21 protein-coding genes are annotated in these 17,840 nt (G+C 65.9%); 9 read left to right on the forward strand and 12 right to left on the reverse strand.

Translation table 11 applies throughout. The features are described 5' to 3' along the window. Window positions 1-60: 60 nt before the first annotated feature. Window positions 61-1,497, reverse strand: a complete 1,437-nt coding sequence (locus tag FSZ31_RS00545; protein ID WP_147121129.1) for an NAD-dependent succinate-semialdehyde dehydrogenase — start codon at window positions 1,495-1,497, stop codon at window positions 61-63. A gap of 163 nt (window positions 1,498-1,660) precedes the next feature. On the opposite strand from FSZ31_RS00545, the gene FSZ31_RS00550 reads away from it, so the two are divergent. Genes FSZ31_RS00550 through FSZ31_RS00570 form a run of 5 tightly spaced genes read left to right on the forward strand, consistent with a single transcriptional unit; the run spans window position 1,661 to window position 6,148 of the window. Next, window positions 1,661-2,380 (forward strand): CoA transferase subunit A, encoded by a 720-nt coding sequence (locus FSZ31_RS00550; RefSeq protein WP_147121130.1) that lies wholly within the window; start codon window positions 1,661-1,663, stop codon window positions 2,378-2,380. After that, on the forward strand, window positions 2,380-3,246 hold the full coding sequence (locus FSZ31_RS00555) for a hypothetical protein (protein ID WP_147121131.1): 867 nt from the start codon (window positions 2,380-2,382) through the stop codon (window positions 3,244-3,246). Before FSZ31_RS00550 ends, FSZ31_RS00555 begins: the two co-directional genes overlap by 1 nt. A 20-nt stretch (window positions 3,247-3,266) precedes the next feature. Next, window positions 3,267-4,172 carry a 5'-nucleotidase, lipoprotein e(P4) family gene (locus FSZ31_RS00560; RefSeq protein ID WP_147121132.1) on the forward strand — a complete coding sequence of 302 codons (906 nt, stop codon included), beginning with the start codon at window positions 3,267-3,269 and terminating at the stop codon, window positions 4,170-4,172. 25 nt (window positions 4,173-4,197) lie between these two features. Next, window positions 4,198-4,836, forward strand: a complete 639-nt coding sequence (locus tag FSZ31_RS00565; protein ID WP_147122446.1) for a 3-oxoacid CoA-transferase subunit B — start codon at window positions 4,198-4,200, stop codon at window positions 4,834-4,836. Window positions 4,837-4,870: 34 nt separating this feature from the next. Then, window positions 4,871-6,148 (forward strand): serine hydrolase domain-containing protein, encoded by a 1,278-nt coding sequence (locus FSZ31_RS00570; RefSeq protein ID WP_147121133.1) that lies wholly within the window; start codon window positions 4,871-4,873, stop codon window positions 6,146-6,148. A 21-nt stretch (window positions 6,149-6,169) separates the two neighbouring features. Here FSZ31_RS00570 and FSZ31_RS00575 read toward each other — a convergent pair whose 3' ends face one another. Then, entirely contained in the window at window positions 6,170-6,943 is a 774-nt protein-coding gene (locus FSZ31_RS00575; protein ID WP_147121134.1) for a tryptophan 2,3-dioxygenase family protein, read from the reverse strand. A 374-nt stretch (window positions 6,944-7,317) separates the two neighbouring features. On the opposite strand from FSZ31_RS00575, the gene FSZ31_RS00580 reads away from it, so the two are divergent. From FSZ31_RS00580 to FSZ31_RS00595, 4 genes are read left to right on the forward strand one after another with little or no spacing between them, the layout of a single operon-like run. Beyond that, complete coding sequence (locus tag FSZ31_RS00580) at window positions 7,318-8,556, forward strand: hypothetical protein (RefSeq protein ID WP_147121135.1); 1,239 nt, start codon at window positions 7,318-7,320, stop codon at window positions 8,554-8,556. A 51-nt stretch (window positions 8,557-8,607) separates the two neighbouring features. Then, entirely contained in the window at window positions 8,608-9,153 is a 546-nt protein-coding gene (locus FSZ31_RS00585; protein WP_147121136.1) for a hypothetical protein, read from the forward strand. Further along, complete coding sequence (locus FSZ31_RS00590; protein WP_147121137.1) at window positions 9,153-9,731, forward strand: hypothetical protein; 579 nt, start codon at window positions 9,153-9,155, stop codon at window positions 9,729-9,731. The genes FSZ31_RS00585 and FSZ31_RS00590 overlap by 1 nt, the downstream gene beginning before the upstream one ends. A 42-nt stretch (window positions 9,732-9,773) precedes the next feature. Then, window positions 9,774-10,844, forward strand: a complete 1,071-nt coding sequence (locus FSZ31_RS00595; protein ID WP_236643603.1) for a succinylglutamate desuccinylase/aspartoacylase family protein — start codon at window positions 9,774-9,776, stop codon at window positions 10,842-10,844. Between the two features lie 40 nt (window positions 10,845-10,884). Here FSZ31_RS00595 and rimK read toward each other — a convergent pair whose 3' ends face one another. The 10 genes from rimK to rpsH all read right to left on the reverse strand — a co-directional run bounded on the left by rimK (window position 10,885) and on the right by rpsH (window position 17,829). Beyond that, window positions 10,885-11,790 carry a 30S ribosomal protein S6--L-glutamate ligase gene (gene rimK / locus FSZ31_RS00600; RefSeq protein WP_147121138.1) on the reverse strand — a complete coding sequence of 302 codons (906 nt, stop codon included), beginning with the start codon at window positions 11,788-11,790 and terminating at the stop codon, window positions 10,885-10,887. Between the two features lie 24 nt (window positions 11,791-11,814). Beyond that, entirely contained in the window at window positions 11,815-12,303 is a 489-nt protein-coding gene (locus FSZ31_RS00605; protein ID WP_147121139.1) for an ATP-dependent zinc protease family protein, read from the reverse strand. A 118-nt stretch (window positions 12,304-12,421) separates the two neighbouring features. After that, the gene (locus tag FSZ31_RS00610) at window positions 12,422-13,072 is read right to left on the reverse strand and encodes an adenylate kinase (protein ID WP_147122450.1); all 651 of its coding nucleotides are present in this window, start codon (window positions 13,070-13,072) and stop codon (window positions 12,422-12,424) included. 61 nt (window positions 13,073-13,133) lie between these two features. After that, the gene (gene secY / locus FSZ31_RS00615; RefSeq protein WP_147121140.1) at window positions 13,134-14,504 is read right to left on the reverse strand and encodes a preprotein translocase subunit SecY; all 1,371 of its coding nucleotides are present in this window, start codon (window positions 14,502-14,504) and stop codon (window positions 13,134-13,136) included. A gap of 217 nt (window positions 14,505-14,721) precedes the next feature. Then, entirely contained in the window at window positions 14,722-15,273 is a 552-nt protein-coding gene (gene rplO, locus FSZ31_RS00620; protein WP_147121141.1) for a 50S ribosomal protein L15, read from the reverse strand. Between the two features lie 190 nt (window positions 15,274-15,463). After that, window positions 15,464-15,661, reverse strand: coding sequence for a 50S ribosomal protein L30 (gene rpmD / locus FSZ31_RS00625; RefSeq protein WP_147121142.1), 198 nt, complete (start codon window positions 15,659-15,661; stop codon window positions 15,464-15,466). A 4-nt stretch (window positions 15,662-15,665) separates the two neighbouring features. Continuing rightward, window positions 15,666-16,523: a 30S ribosomal protein S5 gene (gene rpsE, locus FSZ31_RS12930; RefSeq protein ID WP_147121143.1), complete on the reverse strand. Its 858-nt coding sequence runs from the start codon at window positions 16,521-16,523 to the stop codon at window positions 15,666-15,668. Between the two features lie 2 nt (window positions 16,524-16,525). Continuing rightward, window positions 16,526-16,876: a 50S ribosomal protein L18 gene (rplR, locus tag FSZ31_RS00635; protein WP_147121144.1), complete on the reverse strand. Its 351-nt coding sequence runs from the start codon at window positions 16,874-16,876 to the stop codon at window positions 16,526-16,528. A gap of 3 nt (window positions 16,877-16,879) precedes the next feature. Continuing rightward, a complete protein-coding gene (gene rplF / locus FSZ31_RS00640; RefSeq protein ID WP_147121145.1) occupies window positions 16,880-17,413 on the reverse strand; it encodes a 50S ribosomal protein L6 in 534 nt (177 codons plus the stop codon). Continuing rightward, a complete protein-coding gene (gene rpsH, locus FSZ31_RS00645) occupies window positions 17,413-17,829 on the reverse strand; it encodes a 30S ribosomal protein S8 (RefSeq protein WP_147121146.1) in 417 nt (138 codons plus the stop codon). Before rpsH ends, rplF begins: the two co-directional genes overlap by 1 nt. Window positions 17,830-17,840: the final 11 nt, after the last annotated feature.

The following is a 17,840-nucleotide window of genomic DNA, read 5'->3' on the forward strand; positions in this document are numbered from 1 at the left end:
CAATCTCTCTTGGTCTGGCGATAGCTTGCCGCGCGACTGCGCCGCTCGCAATGACGAATATTACGCCTGGTGCACCGTCTTGCTGACCATGAACGCCTTCAGCCCCTCGGCGCCGTCTTCGAGGCCGTGGCCCGAATCCTTGATGCCGCCGAACGGCGCGTCGATCGCCGAGACGCTGCCGTGGTTGACCGCGACCATGCCCGCCTCGATCAGATCGGCGACGCGGTTCGCCTGGCGGCCGTTCTCGGTAAAGACGTAGCTCGCCAGTCCGAAGGGCAGGCGGTTGGCCTGTTCGATTGCCTGGTCGGGCGTGTCGAACGGGCAGAACAGGGCGACCGGGCCGAACGGTTCGTCGTTCATGATGTCGGCCTCGATCGGCACGTCGGCGAGCACGGTCGGCTGGAAGAACATGCCCGGCCCGTCGATCCGCTCACCGCCCGAGACGACACGCGCGCCTTTCGCTTTGGCATCGTCGACCATCCTGCCAACGGCTTCGGGGCGGCGCGGATTGGCGAGCGGGCCCATCGTCGTCGCATCGTCGAGCCCGTTGCCGACCTTCATCGCGGCGACGCGTTCACCGAACGCCTTTACGAAACGGTCATAGACGCCCGACTGGACATAGAAGCGCGTCGGCGAGACGCAGACCTGGCCCGAATTGCGGAACGCATTGGGCGCGATGAGGTCGAGCGTGCGGTCGATATCGGCATCGTCGAACACGAGCACGGGGGCGTGGCCGCCGAGTTCCATCGTCGTGCGGATGGCATGGTCGGCGGCGAGCTTCATCAGGTGCTTGCCGACCGGGACCGAGCCGGTGAACGACAGCTTGCGGATGATCGGGCTGCCGAGCAGGTGGCCCGATACCTCGGCAGGATCGCCGAACACCATCTGCGCGGCACCGGCGGGGAGGCCGGCATCGATCAGCGCCTGCAGGATCGCGAGCGCGGTGGCGGGCGTTTCCTCGGCGGGTTTGACGATGATCGCATTGCCTGCCGCGAGCGCCGGGGCGAGCTTGCGCGCGACGTTCAAGGCAGGGAAATTCCACGGCGCGAAGGCGGCGACGGGACCGACGGGCTCATAGGTCACGCGGGCGAGCTGGCCCGGCGGGCGGACGAGCACGCGGCCATAAGTGCGGCGCGATTCCTCGGCCATCCATTCGAACAGGTTGGCGGCGTAGAGCGTCTCGCCGATCGCCTCTTTGAGAGGCTTGCCCTGTTCGCGCGTCGCGATGCGGCCGATGTCCTGCGCGCGCTCACGGATCAGCGCGGCGGTTTTCTTGAGGATGCCGACGCGCGTGTCGAGCGGCGTCGCGCGCCAGTCGCGGTGGCTGCGCTGTGCGGCATCGAGCGCGCGGTCGAGATCGGCGCGGGTCGCCTTGGGCAGGACGCCGAGCGTGTCGCCGGTGGCGGGATCGATGACGTCGATACCGTCGCGCGCGCCGGCGCCGATCACCTCGCCGTCAATCACCAGGGCTAGATCGGGATAGGCGGTATCGGTCATCGGGTATTCCTTTGGCTGCGGCAGGTGACAGCGGGCAAAAACGTCGCTGCGTGCCAGCGCACATAAGTCTCGCCGACACGCTTTGCCACCCTTGCGAGCCGCCAACCGAGGCCTTAGAGCTTTTCGACCGAACCTATGCCCCTATCGAAGGACTTGATCGCCGATGAAGAAACGCTTCCCCGACGCTGCCGCGGCCCTCGACGGATTGCTCTTCGACGGGATGACGATCTGCGCCGGCGGCTTCGGCCTGTGCGGCATTCCCGAACGGCTGATCGACGCGATCCGCACATCGGAGGTCAAGGACCTCACGCTGGTTTCGAACAATGCCGGAATCGACAATGAAGGGCTCGGCAAGCTGCTGCGATCCAAGCAGGTCAGGAAGATGGTCTCGTCCTATGTCGGCGAGAACAAGGAATTCGAGCGCCAGTATCTCGCCGGCGAGCTCGAGGTCGAATTCTGTCCGCAGGGCACGCTGGCCGAACGCTGCCGCGCGGGCGGCGCGGGGATCCCCGGTTTCTACACCAAGACCGGCGTCGGCACGCTCGTCGCCGAGGGCAAGGAGACCAAGCAATTCGACGGGCCAAATGGACGAGAGGAGTATATCCTCGAGCGCGGAATCTTCGCCGACCTTTCCATCGTCAAGGGCTACAAGGCCGACGCGGCGGGCAACCTCGTGTTCCGCAAGACCGCGCGCAATTTCAACCAGCCGATGGCGACCGCGGCCAAGGTCTGCGTCGCCGAGGTCGAGGAGATCGTCGAGGTGGGCAGCCTCGATCCCGACTGCATCCATTTGCCGAGCATCTACGTCAAACGCATGATCGTCGGCGCGCCGTACGACAAGCGCATCGAGTTTCGCACCGTGCGCGAGCGCGAGACCGCCTGATGAAAGCCGCCGCCAATGCGATGCTCGCAATGCTGTCGGCGACCGCGTTGAGCGGCTGTATCGCCGCCGCCGCGATCCCGCTCGGCGCGGCGGGCCTGATGGGGCGCGAACAGATCAGCAAGGGCGACAAGCGGCCCGACGCATCGGTAGCGCCCCCCGAACAGCGGATCGACGCGATCCCCAAGGCGCGCGCGACGAGCCTGCCCAACGTGCGCGTCGAGGACGTCGCGCCGAGCGTCGCACCAACCGCGACACCCGCCGTCATCCCGATCGCGCGCCGCTCGCTCGCCGCCAAGGGCAGCTATGGCGACAGCTATGACGGGCTGACGCGATATCTGTTCGCCAAATCGCAGGCGCGCGAGCGCGGCGCGGCGGTCCAGTCGGTCGTCCTGTTTCCCAATACGCAGGTCGAACATCCCGATTTCACCGTCTGCGCCGACATGCCGCTGGCGATGGTCGTCGATCTCGGCAATGCCGATGCGCAAGCGATTGCACGCAGCCAGCCCGATCTCGTCGAAGCGGTGACGACTGCGCGGATGGCCGGGGTGGCGGTGAATTTCACCTCCGACCGGCCGGCTGTCGATGCCGCAGCATTGGCGAGCGCGCTCGACACCGCAGGGCTTGGCCCGGTCAGCCACGGACGCGATTTGTGGATGGCGGGCGACCGGGCAAGCACCGGCAAGGATTCGCTGCGCTGGAAGATCGCCAGCAACCAGTGCGTCATCGCGCTGGTCGGCCATCGTCCCGGTGATTTCAGCCAGATTTACGACGACCCCGCAACCGCCAGCGGATCGCCTGCGCTCGATGCGCTGCGCGGCGACGGCTGGTTCCTCTATCCCGACAGCGCAGGGGACAAGGGTCAATGATGCTGCGATCGAAAGCCCTGATGACAATAGCCGCGGCGGCGCTGGCCGGCTGCGCGCTACAACCCGTCGCGACGCCGCCGGTCGCGGCCCCCGCCATCCCGCCAGCCGCCACGGCGAGCAACGCCGCGCCCGACTCGATGCGCTGGCTCTACGGTTCGGGCGAAGGCGCGGCGGCGTCGATCCAGGCGTTCCGCGCACTGGCCGATTATGTCGAACATGGCACCGCGCGAGCGACGGGCAAAAGCCCGCCGCTGTCGGCGCGCATGTCGGTGCCGATGGGAATCGGCGGCGACGGCGAGCAATCGGTCGGCTGTGGATCGCGGCCCGAGGCGGTGGTATTCGACGTCGACGAGACGCTGTTGCTCAACCTCGGCTATGAATACTGGCAGGCGGCGACGCACAGCGGCTATTCGAGCAGCGTGTGGGACGAGTGGGAGCAAACCGGCGCCGATCATGTCGCGCCTGCGCCCGGCGCCATCACCGCATTGAAGCGCATCCGCGCGGCGGGGGTAACCGTCGTGTTCAACACCAACCGCAATGCCGCGAACGACGCGGAAACGATTTCCGCGCTGAAGACGGCGGGCCTTGGCGATGCGGTGCATGGCGAGACGCTGTTCCTCAAGGGCGACGATGGCACGGGATCGGCCAAGGACGGCCGCCGCGCAATGATCGCCGCGAAATATTGCGTTATCGCGCTCGCAGGCGACAATCTCGGCGATTTTTCCGATCGCCTCAATGCGCGTGACCTGACAACGGCGCAGCGCCGCGAGCTGGCCGCACGCGGCCCGCTCGCCGCACTCTGGGGCAATGGCTGGTTTATCCTGCCCAACCCGGTTTACGGCGCATCGATCGCCGGCGATGTCGAAGATGTTTTTCCCCCATCCGCGCGCTGGATGCCGCGCGCACCCCAAACCGAAGGCAAGTGACCCGATGAGCGATAGCGAGACCAAGATCGGCTGGAGCCGCGACGAGATGGCGGCACGCGCCGCGCGCGAACTGAAGGACGGATATTACGTCAACCTGGGCATCGGCATCCCGACTTTGGTCGCCAACCATATTCCCGACGGCATCGAGGTCACGCTGCAGTCGGAAAACGGCATGCTCGGCATCGGCCCCTTCCCCTATGACGAGGATGTCGATCCCGACCTGATCAACGCCGGCAAGCAGACGATCAGCGAGCTGCCATCGAGCGTTTATTTCAGTTCATCGGACAGTTTCGCGATGATCCGCGGCGGCCATATTGACCTGACCGTGCTGGGCGCGATGGAGGTCAGCGAGGGCGGCGACATCGCCAACTGGATGATCCCGGGCAAGATGGTCAAAGGCATGGGCGGCGCGATGGACCTCGTCGCCGGAGTCAAGCAGATCATCGTCGTCATGGAACACACCTCGAAGCACGGCGACCCCAAGTTCATTCCGGCGTGCACCCTGCCACTGACGGGCAAGAACGTCGTCGACATGATCATCACCGACCTCGCGGTGTTTCGCCGCGACGATCACGCATCGCCATTCCGCCTGATCGAATGCGCGCCCGGCGTCAGCGCGGCCGACATCGCGGCCAAGACCACCGCGCATTACATCACCGACTGAGCGCATGACCGACCGCAAAGGAGCCCGCTGACCGATGGCGGTTGGCGAGATCAGGCTGCGCGGCAAGGCGCTGGCGATTGCCGCAATCATCCTGTTCGCGCTGGTCGCGTGGTGGGGCAGCAGCTGGCGCGATACCAGCGCGCCCGCCGAGCAGGCGCGGCTGACCGCACCGCTCGACAACCCCGAAAAACTGCACAACCTCAAGATCGATTACCGCGCACTCGACGACCGGATCGGCGCGCTGATGCGGCGCAAGGACATGACCGGCCTGTCGGTCGCGGTCGTCGAACAGGGGCGGCTGACCTTTGCCAAGGGCTATGGCACGACGATTGCGGGCGGCGGCGAACCGGTCAGCCCGGCAACGGTGTTCCGCTGGGCCTCGCTGTCGAAGGGCGTGGCGAGCACGCTCGTCGCCAAGATGGTCGCCAAGGGCCAGCTCGATTTCGTCCACTCACCCGCCTTTTACCGATCGAGCCTGCGGCTGCCCGATCACGCCGAGGAGCGCGTCACGCTGCTCGATATCCTGTCGCACCGGCTCGGCCTGCCCAAGAATGCCTATGACGGGCGGCTCGAGGGCGGCAAGTCACCGCGCGAGATCCGTCGCTCGCTCGCCGACGTTTCGCCGGTCTGCCCGCCGGGCACGTGTCACAGCTACCAGAACGTCGCGTTCGACAGCGTGTCCGAGATCGTCGAGCGGGCGAGCGGGCGCCGCTATGCCGCAATGGTCCGCGACACGCTGTTCCGCCCGCTCGGCATGACATCGGCGAGCATCGGCAGTGCCGGGATCAAGGCTTCGGAGCATTGGGCGCGCCCCAGCCATAACGAGCGCGAGCTCGAGCTTGCCGAAGCCTATTACCGCGTCCCCGCCGCCGCCGGGGTCAATTCGAATATCGTCGACATGGCGCGCTGGATGACCGCGCAGATGGGCGAGACGCCGCGCGTCCTGTCGCCCGCGGTGCTCGACGTCATCCACCGTCCGCGCGTCGCGACCGCGCGACCCTATGGCGGATCGACCTTCGGCCGCGCGCTCGACCATCCCGCTTATGGCCTTGCGTGGCGCAGCTTCGATTTCCGCGGCCACCATCTCGTCGGCCACAGCGGCGCAGTGGCAGGCTATCGATCGACGCTGATCTTCGATCCGAAAGCCAAGGTCGGCATCGCGATGCTGTGGAACAGCGACAGTTCGGTGCCGTTCCGCCTGCCCGGCGAAGTGCTCGACGATTATTATGGCGAGCCGTTCACCGATTTCCTCGATCTGGGCGACGCGCCCGCCAAGGCGCGCGAGCGCCCGGCGGCGAAATCCGAACTTTAGCCGCGTATAGCGCCCGACACATCAGCCGTGGCCGTGGCCGGGCGCGCGGCGACCCGCTTCGAGATCGGACAGGCTGTCGCGCTTGCGGCCGTATTCGCTCCCCCATTCGTCGGTCATCTCGCCGCGCACCTGCCACAGATCGGGGAAGAAGCGGTGCCGCGCACCGGCGGTAAGCAGGTCGACCGAGCGCCCCTTGATCGACACCGAACCCAGGCCGATCGAGCGGTTGACGAGAAGGATGTGCGACGAGCGGAATTTCTGGAACTGTTCGTCGAATTCGATCAGCGCCTCGGCAAGGACATAGGCTTCGTCATGGTTGTAACCGGTATCGTAGACGTCGCGGACGCTGCGCCCGGCGCCATCGAGATAGCGTTTCTTGTACGTCGCCCAGAGATGCGGCGGCATTTCGAGCAGGACGCGAAAACCGGGCGATTCCTGACCGCTGCCATTGCCGAGATTGAGCCGGATCTGCTGATAGGCCTTGGGCGACATCGTCTCGATCAGGTCGAGCTGCGCCGTCATCAGGCGCTGGATGACATGGACGCGCCGCAGCAACGTCAGCGCGAGCAGCGCATCGCCCGCCGCCATTGCCTCGTCGGCGTCGAGCAAGCTCGCCGCCATCAGCTTCATCCACAATTCCTCGACCTGGTGGACGATCATGAATTGCAGCTCGTCGCCGTTGACGAGGTCTTCGAACGGTTTCTGGCAGGCGAGCAGGCGGTCGCAATTGAGGTAAATGCCGTAGTCGAGCTGTTCGGGGCAGGTCAGGCGGGCTTCGATGGCTTTGCGGTCCATAAGGGGGCTTTCGATAGGGATGCGGAGGGACAGGCGGTACGCGGACAATCGCCCGCGCCGTTGTCAGCCGCGCGGACGCACCCCCGCGGGCGGCCGCGTCGGCGATCCGCTCTGCCCCAGCCAGCGCGTGGCGAGCCTTCCATGATGGCGATTACCGGTCGTCATTGCGTGGCAGGATTGCCGCCTGGGCGCGCGCAAAGCAAGGCGTAACGCACGCTGGCCGAACTGGTAATCGCGCGGGCGAGGGGTTAAGGCCCAATTCAGCGCGCGGCAGCGATTGCCGCGATTGCGCCGACACAAATCAGGTTCGCGAACACACGACCATGGCCAGACCCGTTTCCACCCTTTGCCTTCGCTGCGCAGCCGGCGCGCTGATGCTCGCCGCGACCGCTGCGTTACCCGCGGCGGCGCAGCAGGCCGACACCGCCAGCCCGCCCGCGAGCGGGGGTTTCAGCCTCGAGAATATCGGCAAGCCGAAGCAGGAGCCGGCGGCACCGCGCGTCGAAGGGCCGATCAACCCCGACGCACCGATCGCCACGCGCCCCAGCGCGCCCCGCACGTCCAGCCCTACGCCGAGCCCGAGCCAGACCGCGCAGCCACAGCGCAGCACGGCGACCCCGGCGATCACATTGCCCCAGCCCACGGCTACGCGTCCGCCTGCGCAAAATGGCACTGCACAGCGCCAGCCGATGCCGACGACCGCCAGCCGCGCTGCGCCCGGCATCGTGCCTTCGGGCGCGCAGACGCCCACGCCGCCAGCGTCAGCTGCGGCCACAGCGACAGCATCCGCCGCATCCACGGCGATTCCCAAACTTCCCGATCCGCTGGCCAATACGCCGATCGTGCACAGCGACAACGGCTCGGACAGCTTTCCCTGGGCATGGCTGCTCGCCGCGCTCGCGCTGCTTGGCGGGCTGGTTTATTATCTGCGCAGTCGCAAGAGTCGCTGGCAACCGGCGGTCGGCGTGCCGCTGAACGAGGTGAAGCCCGACGCCGCCGGGGACACCGCGCGACGCGATACAAGCCCCGAAAAGGCCACGCCGGCGCCGACCCCGCCAGCCGCTGCGCCGCCGCCAGCCCCCGCCGTCGTCGCCGCGCCGATTGCGCAGAGCGGCGAAGGCATCGAAGTGACCTTCCTGCCCGATTATGCCGCCGCGACCTTTACCCGCGTGGCAATGCGGTATGCGGTGACCGTTCGCAACACCGGGGCCGAGCCCGTGGCGGGCCTTACCCTGCATGCCGCGATGATCCCCGCGAGCGCCGGACAGGATGCCGAAGTCGCCGCCTTCGTCGCAGATGACAGCGCCGAGGTGGTGCATCGCATCGAATCGCTCGCCCCCGGCGAGGCTATCGAGATCGAAGGCGAGATGGCGCTGCCGCTCAACGAAGCGCGCGCGGTCCGCTATGGCCAGCGCCTATTGTTCGTTCCGGTCGCCGCATTTGCCTTTCGCTTCACCCGCGACACGCGCGCCTGCCTGGTCCCGCTCGCCTATATGGTCGGGGTCGATAGCGGCGGCGCACAGGGCAAGATGGGGCCATTGCGGCTCGATCTCGGACCCAAGACATATAGCCAGGTCGGCCAGCGCCCGCTTGCCTTGGCATCGGCGGCCTGACACACAGGAGCCAAGCATTGCAGGCGCGACTTCGCGCGACAGGAGAGCATCATGAAATCGTCGTTGATCTTGGCCATGGCCGTGCTGACACTCGGGGCGTGCGCACAGCGCGAGGATCCAAGCGACGTCGCCGCCGCACAGGGTGATCGCGAAGCGACGCTGATCGCCAACGAAGCCAGCGCGGCGCGCGCGACCGCCAAGATGGAGGCCGACAACGTCGCCACCGAGCAAGCCGCATGGTCGGTCAAGGGTGACGAGAGCGAACGGACGATCGCCTTTGGCCCGCCCGAGGGCGATGCCCTGTTCACCGCGCAATGCGACGCCACCAAGCGCGAGATCGTTTTCAATCGCGCGGTCCAGGTCGGGGCGGGTCAGATCGACATGAAGGTCGGCACCGGCGCACAGATCAAGGTTTTCCAGGCCGATACGATCAGCGGTCCCATCCCGCAAGTGAGTGGCCGACTGCCCTCGACCGATCCAGTGGTCCAGGCGATCGCCGCGAGCAGCGAGCCGATGTCGATCCAGGTCGGCGACGGCGCGATGCTGCTGGTGCCTGCCGACGGATTGTTCAAGCAGCTGGTCGAAAAGTGCATCTGATGCCGCAGGTTGCAACCCGTTCGGGTCGGGCGCCGCGTGCCGGATCGACCCTCTCGGCAGCGGCGTTCGCCGCGCTTCTGTCGGCATGCGCAGGAACCCCGCCGCCAGCACCAGCGCCGGCGGTTCGACCCGCCACGCCCGCGCCGGTGACCGTCGCGCCGGTTGCGACCCCCTATCAGGGCGACTGGGTCGACTGGCCGCTGACGCCGGGCGACTGGCGCTATGCGAGCGCGCAGCGTGGTTCGATCGCGCGATTCGGATCGCACGACGCGACCCAGTTTTCGATCCGCTGCGATCGTACGGCGCGACGGATCGAACTCGCCCGTCCGGGCATGCTCGAAGCCGGCAACAGCGCGACGATGACGGTGCGCGCATCGGCCGGTGCGGCGAGCTATCCGGTCGCCAACAGCGCAAGCGAGCCGGGCTATGTCGCCGCGACGCTGGCGACCAACGACCCCGAGCTCGACCGCATGGTGTTCAGCCGTGGCCGCTTTATCGTCGAGGTCAATGGCGCGCCTGCACCGCTCGTCCTGCCGGCCTGGCCCGAAGTGGCGCGCGTCATCGAGGATTGCCGCTAGGCCCAAGCCCAGCCTTCGCCGCGGCCCGAGAAAAGGCATGACATGACGATGCCCGACGATCCCGGTTCGCCCCAGCCCGATCGCGGATTCCTGTTCGGCGAACAGCGTATCGCGCCGGGCACGCAACGATCGTTCGACCTGCCGATCAGCCGCCTGTCGTCGGGCCAGTCGGCGACCATGCCGGTGCGCATCGTCCATGGCACAAGGCCCGGCCCGACCCTGTTCGTCAGCGCCGCGATCCACGGCGACGAGATCGCCGGCGTCGAGATCATCCGCCGCCTGCTCAAGCGCGTGTCGCCCAAGGCGCTATCCGGCACGTTATTGTGCGTGCCGATCGTCAACATCTACGGTTTTGTCAGCAACAGCCGCTATCTGCCCGATCGCCGCGATCTCAACCGCAGCTTTCCCGGATCGCCGCGCGGATCGCTCGCGTCGCAACTGGCCTATATCTTTCGCACCCAGGTGATCGAGCGCGCCGATTTCGGCATCGACCTCCATTCGGCGGCGATCCACCGCATGAACCTGCCGCAGGTTCGCGTCAGCCACGACAGTCCGCGCGCGCAGGAGCTGGCGCTGGTGTTCGGCGCGCCGGCAGTCATCACCGCCCAGCTGCGCGACAATTCGCTGCGCAAGGTGGCGGCCGATAGCGGAGTCGAGATGCTGCTCTACGAGGCGGGCGAGGGTCTGCGCTTCGACGACCTGTCGATCCGCACCGGGCTCAACGGGATCCTGCGCGTGATGGCCGCGATGGGCATGATCAAGCCCAAGCGCCTGCCCGCCGCGCTGCCCGTATCGGCGCGCTCGAGCAGTACCGCCTGGGTCCGCGCGCCGCGCGGTGGCATCTGCCTGATGGAAAAAAGATCGGGCGATGTCGTCACCGAGGGACAGGCGCTGGCGATCGTCACCGATCCATTGAGTACCGAAGAGGAAATCGTCCGCGCCCCGTTCGACGGGGTGATCATCGGCCATGCGACGCTGCCGATCGTCAACCGCGGCGACGCGTTGCTGCATATCGCGATGGTCGAGCGGCACGACACCGTCGAACACCGCGTCAACGCGATTTCGGACACGATCCTGGGCGACGTGATGCTCGACGAGGACGAGATTCTCTAACCCGCCCTGGCGGTGCCGGACGGCACGCGCGTCGGATCGATTAGCCCTGGCCGCGCGTCTTGGTCTTGCCCGCCTTGGCGTGCGTCTCGATGAATTCGATGATCAGCCCGGCAATGTCCTTGCCGGTCGTGTTCTCGATGCCTTCGAGCCCCGGCGACGAATTGACCTCCATGATCACCGGCCCGTGGTTCGAGCGCAGGATGTCGACGCCGGCGACGTTGAGGCCCATGACCTTGGCCGCGCGAACCGCGGTCGAGCGCTCTTCGGGCGTGATCTTGACCTGTTTGGCCGACCCGCCGCGATGGAGGTTCGAGCGGAAATCGCCCGCCGCGCCGGTGCGCATCATCGCCGCCTGGACCTTGCCGCCGATGACGAAGATGCGGATGTCGGTCGAGCCGGCTTCCTTGATGAATTCCTGGACGAGGATGTTGACGTTGGCGCCGCGAAACGCCTCGACGACCGATTTGGCCGACTTCTCGGTCTCGCCGAGGACGACGCCGATCCCTTGCGTGCCTTCGAGCAGCTTGATCACCGCGGGCGCACCGCCGACGATCTTCAGGACCTCGTCGGTCTGCTTGGGATCATGGGCAAAGGCGGTGACGGGCAGGCCGAGGCCGTGCTTGGCGAAGATCTGCATCGAGCGCAATTTGTCACGGCTGCGGCCGATCGCGACGCTTTCGTTGAGCGGCCAGACCCCCATCATCTCGAACTGGCGCAGCACGGCGAGGCCGTAATGCGTGATCGACGCGCCGATGCGCGGGATCACCGCGTCGTAGCCGGTCAGCGTCTCGCCATTGTAGAGAATGCTGGGGCGATGTGAGGTGATGTTCATCGTGCAACGCAACGTGTTGATGATATCCAGCGTGTGTCCGCGCGCCTCGGCGGCTTCGACCAGCCGCTGATGCGAATAGAGCCTGGGGTTGCGCGCAAGCATCGCGATTTTCATGGAAATTCTCCTGGAGCGGACATGTCAGAGACCCTTGTCCGCCATGCTGTAAGGGTGCGCGATCGGGCGAGTCGCATATTTGCGGCGACAGTTGATGAGATAGTGGCGTTTAAGCGTTGAACGCCCGACGAGCATCGGAAAGGCCATCGTGCCGCGATGCGTCAGGGTGATTTCGACGAGCTGGGTTATATCACCAAGAACGAGCGGTGTCCTGATTACCGGTCGATCCTCGAGCGCGCCGTTCGAACTGCGCACGATGCGGTTTTCGAACAGCGGCATGTCGAACACGCGCGATTTAGACGTCCGCCCCTTGCGTACGCGAAACGATACGCGGCGATCGTCGCCCGCACCGATGATCCGGATATGCGTCGCGTGGAGCGACGATGTCCGCGCGCCGCTATCGATCTTGGCGGGCAGGTCGAGCAGGCCGAGATCGGGCAGATCAACGAGTTCGGCCCAGCCAAGTTCGATCCGGGGCTTGGCGGGACGCTTGGCCGGTTTCGATTCGGTCACAGCGCGGGAGTCTCGCCATCGATCGGCAAGGCCAGCTCGCGGCCCGGGAAAGAGACGGCCTTGGTCATAACCATATGTCTATACGCGCGAGCGCAGTCAGGCAATTGCGTGGGCGGGATCAGGCGTCGGACAGAACGGCGTCGATCGCGGCCGCGACGCTTTCGATGCTGGCCATGCCGTCGACCCGGCTGACGATGCCACGCGCGTCGTAGAGCGGCAGGATCGGTGCGGTCTTGGCGCGGTATTCGGCCATCCGCGTGCGCACCGTTTCCTCGTTGTCGTCGGGGCGGCGCTTGAATTCGGTGCTGCCGCAGACATCGCAGACACCCTCCTTGGCCGGGAGCTTGTAGCGGTCATGATAGCCCGCGCCGCAATTGGCACAGGTAAAGCGGCCGGTAATACGATCAACCAACGCGTCTTCGTCGACCATCAGTTCGATGACGTGGTCGAGCGTGCGTCCGCGTTCCTTCAGCAGGCCGTCGAGCGCATGCGCCTGTGCCTCGGTGCGGGGGTAACCATCGAAGATGACGCCGGTATCGTTGCCAAGTTCATCGAGGCGTTCGCCGATCAGGCCAGAGACGATGTCATCGGAGACGAGCTCGCCCGCCGCCATGACCGCTTTCGCCTTGAGGCCGATTGGCGTTCCCGCCTTGACCGCGGCGCGCAGCATGTCGCCGGTCGACAGCTGCGCCATGCCGCGTTCGCGTTCGAGCCGCGCCGACTGCGTGCCCTTGCCCGCCCCCGGAGGACCAAGCAGAATCAGATTGATAGGCATGCGGTCGTTTCCCCTTCGGCCGTTGGCCAGCCGTCGTGCACGGCGCCTGACGTCCTTAGCGCCGGACGACGCCGCCCTTCAACTTCGATTTCTTGATGAGGTCGGCATATTGATGCGCGAGCAGGTGGCTCTGGATCTGCGCGACGGTGTCGATCGTCACGTTGACGACGATCAACAGGCTGGTGCCGCCGAGATAGAGCGGGATGCCCGCCTGAGCGATGAAATATTCGGGAACGAGGCAGATCAGCGCGAGATAACCGGCACCGACGACGGTAATCCGCGTCAGGACGTAATCGAGATAGGTCGCGGTGTTCTTGCCCGGACGGATGCCGGGGATGAAGCCACCCTGGCGCTTCAGATTGTCGGCGGTTTCCTCCGGATTGAAGACGACCGCGACGTAGAAGAAGCAGAAGAAGATGATGCCGAGGCCGTAGAGCGACATATACAGCGGCGAACCGTGCTGGAGCAGCTGGTTGAGGCGCAGGACGAAATCGCCCCAGGTGCTGTCGCCCGCGACGGTGTTGCCGGCAAACTGCGAGATCGTCAGCGGCAGCAGCAGCAACGACGAGGCGAAGATCGGCGGGATGACGCCGGCGGTGTTGACCTTGAGCGGCAGATGGCTGCGATCGGCCTGCATCACGCCGCGCTGCGTCGCGCGCTTTGGATACTGGACGAGGACGCGGCGCTGGGCGCGCTCCATGAAGCAGATGAAGGCGATCAGGCCGAAGGCACCGAGCAATACGGCGGCAATCGTCAGGCCCGACAGCGAGCCCGAGCGGCCCTGTTCGAACATCTGGGCAAGACCGCGCGGCAGTTGCGCGACAATGCCCGCCATGATGATCAGCGATACGCCGTTGCCGACGCCGCGGCTGGTGATCTGTTCACCGAGCCACATGAGGAACATCGTGCCGCCGACGAGGCTGATCACCGCGCCGATGCGGAACGCCATGCCGGGATCGACGACCGCGGCAATGCCCTGGCTTGCGCCAAGCGTTTCGAGCCCGGCGGCGATCGCATAGCCCTGCACCGCGGTCAGCGCGACGGTGCCGTACCGGGTATACTGGTTGAGCTTCATCCGCCCGCTCTCGCCCTCTTTCTTGAGCGCGCCGAGCTGCGGTGACAGCGCCGAAGCCAGTTGGACGACGATCGAGGCGGTAATGTAGGGCATCACGCCGAGCGCGATGAGGCTCATGCGCTGCAGGCTGCCGCCCGAAAAGGTGTTGAAGATGTCGGCGATACCGCCGCCCGCCGCCTGGTCATACAGCCTGGCGAGCGCGACCGGGTCGATCCCCGGCAGCGGCACGAACGAGAGGAAGCGAAAGACGATCAGCGCGCCGATCGTGAACCAAAGCCGCTTGCGCAGTTCGGTCGCCTTGCCGAATTTCGACAGGTTGAGGTTCATCGACGGATCGGCTTTCGAAGCCATAATTGCGTATCCCAGTTCGCTGCGGCCCAAGGGCCGCGAAAAAATCATCTCGGCGTCGTTCGCACGCGTGGGACGGTCAGTCGGATGTTTCGCCCCGCTCGCCCGTCCCCGTTATTGCGTCCCCGTCATAGCGACTAACGCCAAATGGAAAACCCCGCCACCGCCTTCAAGGGGCCGGGCGGGGTTCGTCCAATTCATGCCTGTCGCCAGGTCAGCCTTACTTGCCCGACTTCTTGGCCTTGGCCTCAGCCTTGGCAGCGCGTTTCGCCGCAGTCTTTTCAGCCTTGTCGACGTCGGCCTTGAGGATCTTCGGCGCGATCAGTTCGACCTTGCCGCCGGCCTTTTCGACCGCCTCGAGCGCGCCCTTCGACGCGCCGTTGACCTTGAAATTGAGCTTTGCCGAGAAATCGCCCTTGGCAAGCAGGCGGACGCCGTTCTTGCCGCCGCGCGCTACGCCCGCAGCCTTGAGTGCGGCGTGATCGATCACGGCCTTGGCGTCGAGCGTCTTGGCATCGACCAGCTTCTGGATCATGCCGAGGTTCACGATTGCGAAGTCCTTGGCGAAGATGTTGTTGAAGCCGCGCTTAGGCAGACGCATGTGGAGCGGCATCTGGCCACCCTCGAAGCCGTTGATGGCGACGCCCGAGCGCGCCTTGGCGCCCTTTTGGCCGCGACCGGCGGTCTTGCCCTTGCCCGAGCCGATGCCGCGTCCGACGCGCATCCGGCCCTTGCGGGCGCCATCGTTGTCCTTGATTTCGTTCAGTTTCATAGTGTGCACTCGCTTTCGCTTTGTTCGCGCTGGATAGAGCCTCGCCCGCTTGGAGGAGAGGATAGGAAGGTTTGGGCCGCATAGCCCCAACCGAACTTGGTGAGGGCTCGCGTCTATACGCGCCCCTCTCCGCTGCGACTAGGCCCGCTGGGCCAAGTCTCGCTGCCTCTCCCCTGAAGGGGAGAGGGGTTTAGCTGTCGATGACTTCGACCATGTGCGGCAGTTTCTTGATCATGCCGCGGATTTCGGCGGTGTCCTGCAGCTCGACTTCGCGACGCATTTTCCCGAGGCCGAGGCCGATCAGGATCTTGCGCTGCGATTCGGGCCGGCGGATCGGCGAACCGATCTGGCGGAGACGGATCGTCTTCTTCTTGTCAGCTTTTACCATCGTCTTACTCCGTCACCGCTGCGGCGTCGGCTTCGGCAACCGAATCGGTCGCTCCGCCACGCTTGAGCAGATCGGCGACCTTCTTGCCGCGGCGTTGCGCCACCGACTTGGGGCTGGTCTGATCGGTCAGCGCTTCGAACGTCGCACGGACCATGTTGTAGGGGTTCGACGAACCGACCGACTTGGTCACGACGTCAGCGACACCGAGCGATTCGAACACGGCGCGCATCGGGCCACCGGCGATGATGCCGGTACCTGCGGGCGCGGTGCGAACCGTGACGTTGCCGGCGCCAAAGCGACCCTTGCCGTCATGATGCAGCGTGCGGCCTTCCTTGAGAGGAACGCGAACCATTGCCTTCTTGGCAGCGGCGGTTGCCTTGTTGATCGCCTCGGGCACTTCGCGTGCCTTGCCGTGGCCGAAACCGGCGCGGCCCTTGCCGTCGCCGACGATGACCAATGCTGCGAAACCGAAGCGCTTGCCGCCCTTGACGGTTTTCGACACGCGGTTGATGTGGACGAGCTTTTCGATCAGCTCTTCGCCGCCGTCATTGTCACGACCGCCGCGTCCGCCGCGGTTGTTGTCACGACCGCCGCGACCGCCACCGGGACCGCCGCGATTGTCACGACCGCCGCCGCCGCCGCCGCCGCCAGGGCCGCCGCGTCCACGACCGCCGCCGGGGCCACCAGGACCGCGACCGCCACCGGGGCCACCGCGTCCACGCGGAGCATCACCCGAGGGCGAACCGCTGTTGGTGACATCGGCATTGGTCGTTTCGGGCGCGAGCGTGGCGACGGGCTGGTTGCCCTCGCCAGTCGTGCCGGGCTGCGCTGCGCCGTCGGGCGTCTTGTTGTCGTCAGCCATGATTAAAACTCCAATCCGCCGTCGCGCGCGGCATCGGCCAGCGCCTTGACTCGTCCGTGAAACAGGAAGCCGCCGCGATCGAACACGACCTTGCTGACGCCGGCCTTCTTGGCCGCCGCAGCGACGCGCTTGCCGACCTCTTCAGCCGCCTTGATGGTAGCGCCAATGCCTTCGATACCCTTGTCGATCGACGAGGCCGAAGCCAGCGTCTTGCCGGCACGGTCGTCGATGACCTGAGCATAGATGTGACGTCCGGTGCGATGCACCGAAAGACGCGGCGTGGTCGCGTTGCGCGCCCGGAGTGCGGTGCGCACGCGCTGACGGCGGCGCGCGAAAAGACTGAGTTTCGCCATGGCTTACTTCTTCTTTCCTTCTTTGCGGAAGATGTACTCGCCGCGATATTTGATGCCTTTGCCCTTATAGGGTTCGGGCTTGCGCCAACGGCGGATTTCCGCCGCGACCTGACCGACCTGCTGCTTGTCGTTGCCGCTGATCTCGATCGTCGTGTTGTCGGGCGTCTTGATCTCGATCCCTTCCGGGATCGCGAAGTCGACGTCGTGGCTGTAGCCGAGCTGCAGCTTCAGGTTCTTGCCCTGCGAATTGGCACGATAGCCGACGCCGTTGATCTCGAGCACCTTGGTGAAGCCGTCGGTGACCCCGGTGACGAGGTTCTGGACGAGCGTCCGCTGCATGCCCCAGAAATCACGCGCACGGCGCGACTTGTTGGCGGGCGTGACGGCGATGGTATCGCCTTCGACCTTATACTCGACATCGTCGGCGAGCGGCATCGTCAGGGTGCCCTTGGGACCCTTGACACTGAGTTCGCCCTTGTCGATCGTCGCGGTGACCCCGTTGGGGACCGCGACCGGTTTTTTACCGATGCGTGACATTAGAATACCTCCGCCAGCACTTCGCCGCCGACATTATGCTCGCGAGCCTCGCCGTCCGACAGGACGCCGCGCGGGGTCGACACGATGGTGATGCCAAGGCCGTTGCGCACGATCGGCAGCTCTTGCGAGCCCGAATAGACGCGGCGGCCAGGCTTCGAAACGCGTGCAACGTGCTGGATCGCGGGCTGGCCCTCGAAATATTTCAGCTCGATGCGCAGGCCCTTGTGCTGCGTACCCTTGCCGCTCGTGTTGGCGAGCGCCTCTTCGGAATAGCCGCGGATATAGCCTTCGCGCTGGAGCACGTCGAGGACGCGCACGCGCAGCTTGGAAGCCGGCGAGATCACGCTGTCCTTCTTGGCGCGCTGGCCATTGCGGATGCGGGTGAGCATATCACCCAGGGGATCGGTCATTGCCATGTTTCTTGTCC

It is taken from the genome of Flavisphingopyxis soli (genome assembly GCF_007995095.1).
Lineage (GTDB): Bacteria > Pseudomonadota > Alphaproteobacteria > Sphingomonadales > Sphingomonadaceae > Flavisphingopyxis > Flavisphingopyxis soli.

Coding starts and splice junctions, on each gene's coding strand:
- FSZ31_RS00590 (WP_147121137.1), top strand. CDS start 9,153: ATGCCGCAGGTTGCAACCCGTTCGGGTCGGGCGCCGCGTGCCGGATCG.
- rplR (WP_147121144.1), bottom strand. CDS start 16,876: ATGGCGAAACTCAGTCTTTTCGCGCGCCGCCGTCAGCGCGTGCGCACC.
- rpsH (WP_147121146.1), bottom strand. CDS start 17,829: ATGGCAATGACCGATCCCCTGGGTGATATGCTCACCCGCATCCGCAAT.
- FSZ31_RS00545 (WP_147121129.1), bottom strand. CDS start 1,497: ATGACCGATACCGCCTATCCCGATCTAGCCCTGGTGATTGACGGCGAG.
- FSZ31_RS00585 (WP_147121136.1), top strand. CDS start 8,608: ATGAAATCGTCGTTGATCTTGGCCATGGCCGTGCTGACACTCGGGGCG.
- FSZ31_RS00555 (WP_147121131.1), top strand. CDS start 2,380: ATGAAAGCCGCCGCCAATGCGATGCTCGCAATGCTGTCGGCGACCGCG.
- rplF (WP_147121145.1), bottom strand. CDS start 17,413: ATGTCACGCATCGGTAAAAAACCGGTCGCGGTCCCCAACGGGGTCACC.
- FSZ31_RS00570 (WP_147121133.1), top strand. CDS start 4,871: ATGGCGGTTGGCGAGATCAGGCTGCGCGGCAAGGCGCTGGCGATTGCC.
- rplO (WP_147121141.1), bottom strand. CDS start 15,273: ATGAAACTGAACGAAATCAAGGACAACGATGGCGCCCGCAAGGGCCGG.
- FSZ31_RS00575 (WP_147121134.1), bottom strand. CDS start 6,943: ATGGACCGCAAAGCCATCGAAGCCCGCCTGACCTGCCCCGAACAGCTC.
- secY (WP_147121140.1), bottom strand. CDS start 14,504: ATGGCTTCGAAAGCCGATCCGTCGATGAACCTCAACCTGTCGAAATTC.
- rpmD (WP_147121142.1), bottom strand. CDS start 15,661: ATGGTAAAAGCTGACAAGAAGAAGACGATCCGTCTCCGCCAGATCGGT.
- rpsE (WP_147121143.1), bottom strand. CDS start 16,523: ATGGCTGACGACAACAAGACGCCCGACGGCGCAGCGCAGCCCGGCACG.
- FSZ31_RS00580 (WP_147121135.1), top strand. CDS start 7,318: ATGCTCGCCGCGACCGCTGCGTTACCCGCGGCGGCGCAGCAGGCCGAC.
- rimK (WP_147121138.1), bottom strand. CDS start 11,790: ATGAAAATCGCGATGCTTGCGCGCAACCCCAGGCTCTATTCGCATCAG.
- FSZ31_RS00560 (WP_147121132.1), top strand. CDS start 3,267: ATGACAATAGCCGCGGCGGCGCTGGCCGGCTGCGCGCTACAACCCGTC.
- FSZ31_RS00550 (WP_147121130.1), top strand. CDS start 1,661: ATGAAGAAACGCTTCCCCGACGCTGCCGCGGCCCTCGACGGATTGCTC.
- FSZ31_RS00595 (WP_236643603.1), top strand. CDS start 9,774: ATGACGATGCCCGACGATCCCGGTTCGCCCCAGCCCGATCGCGGATTC.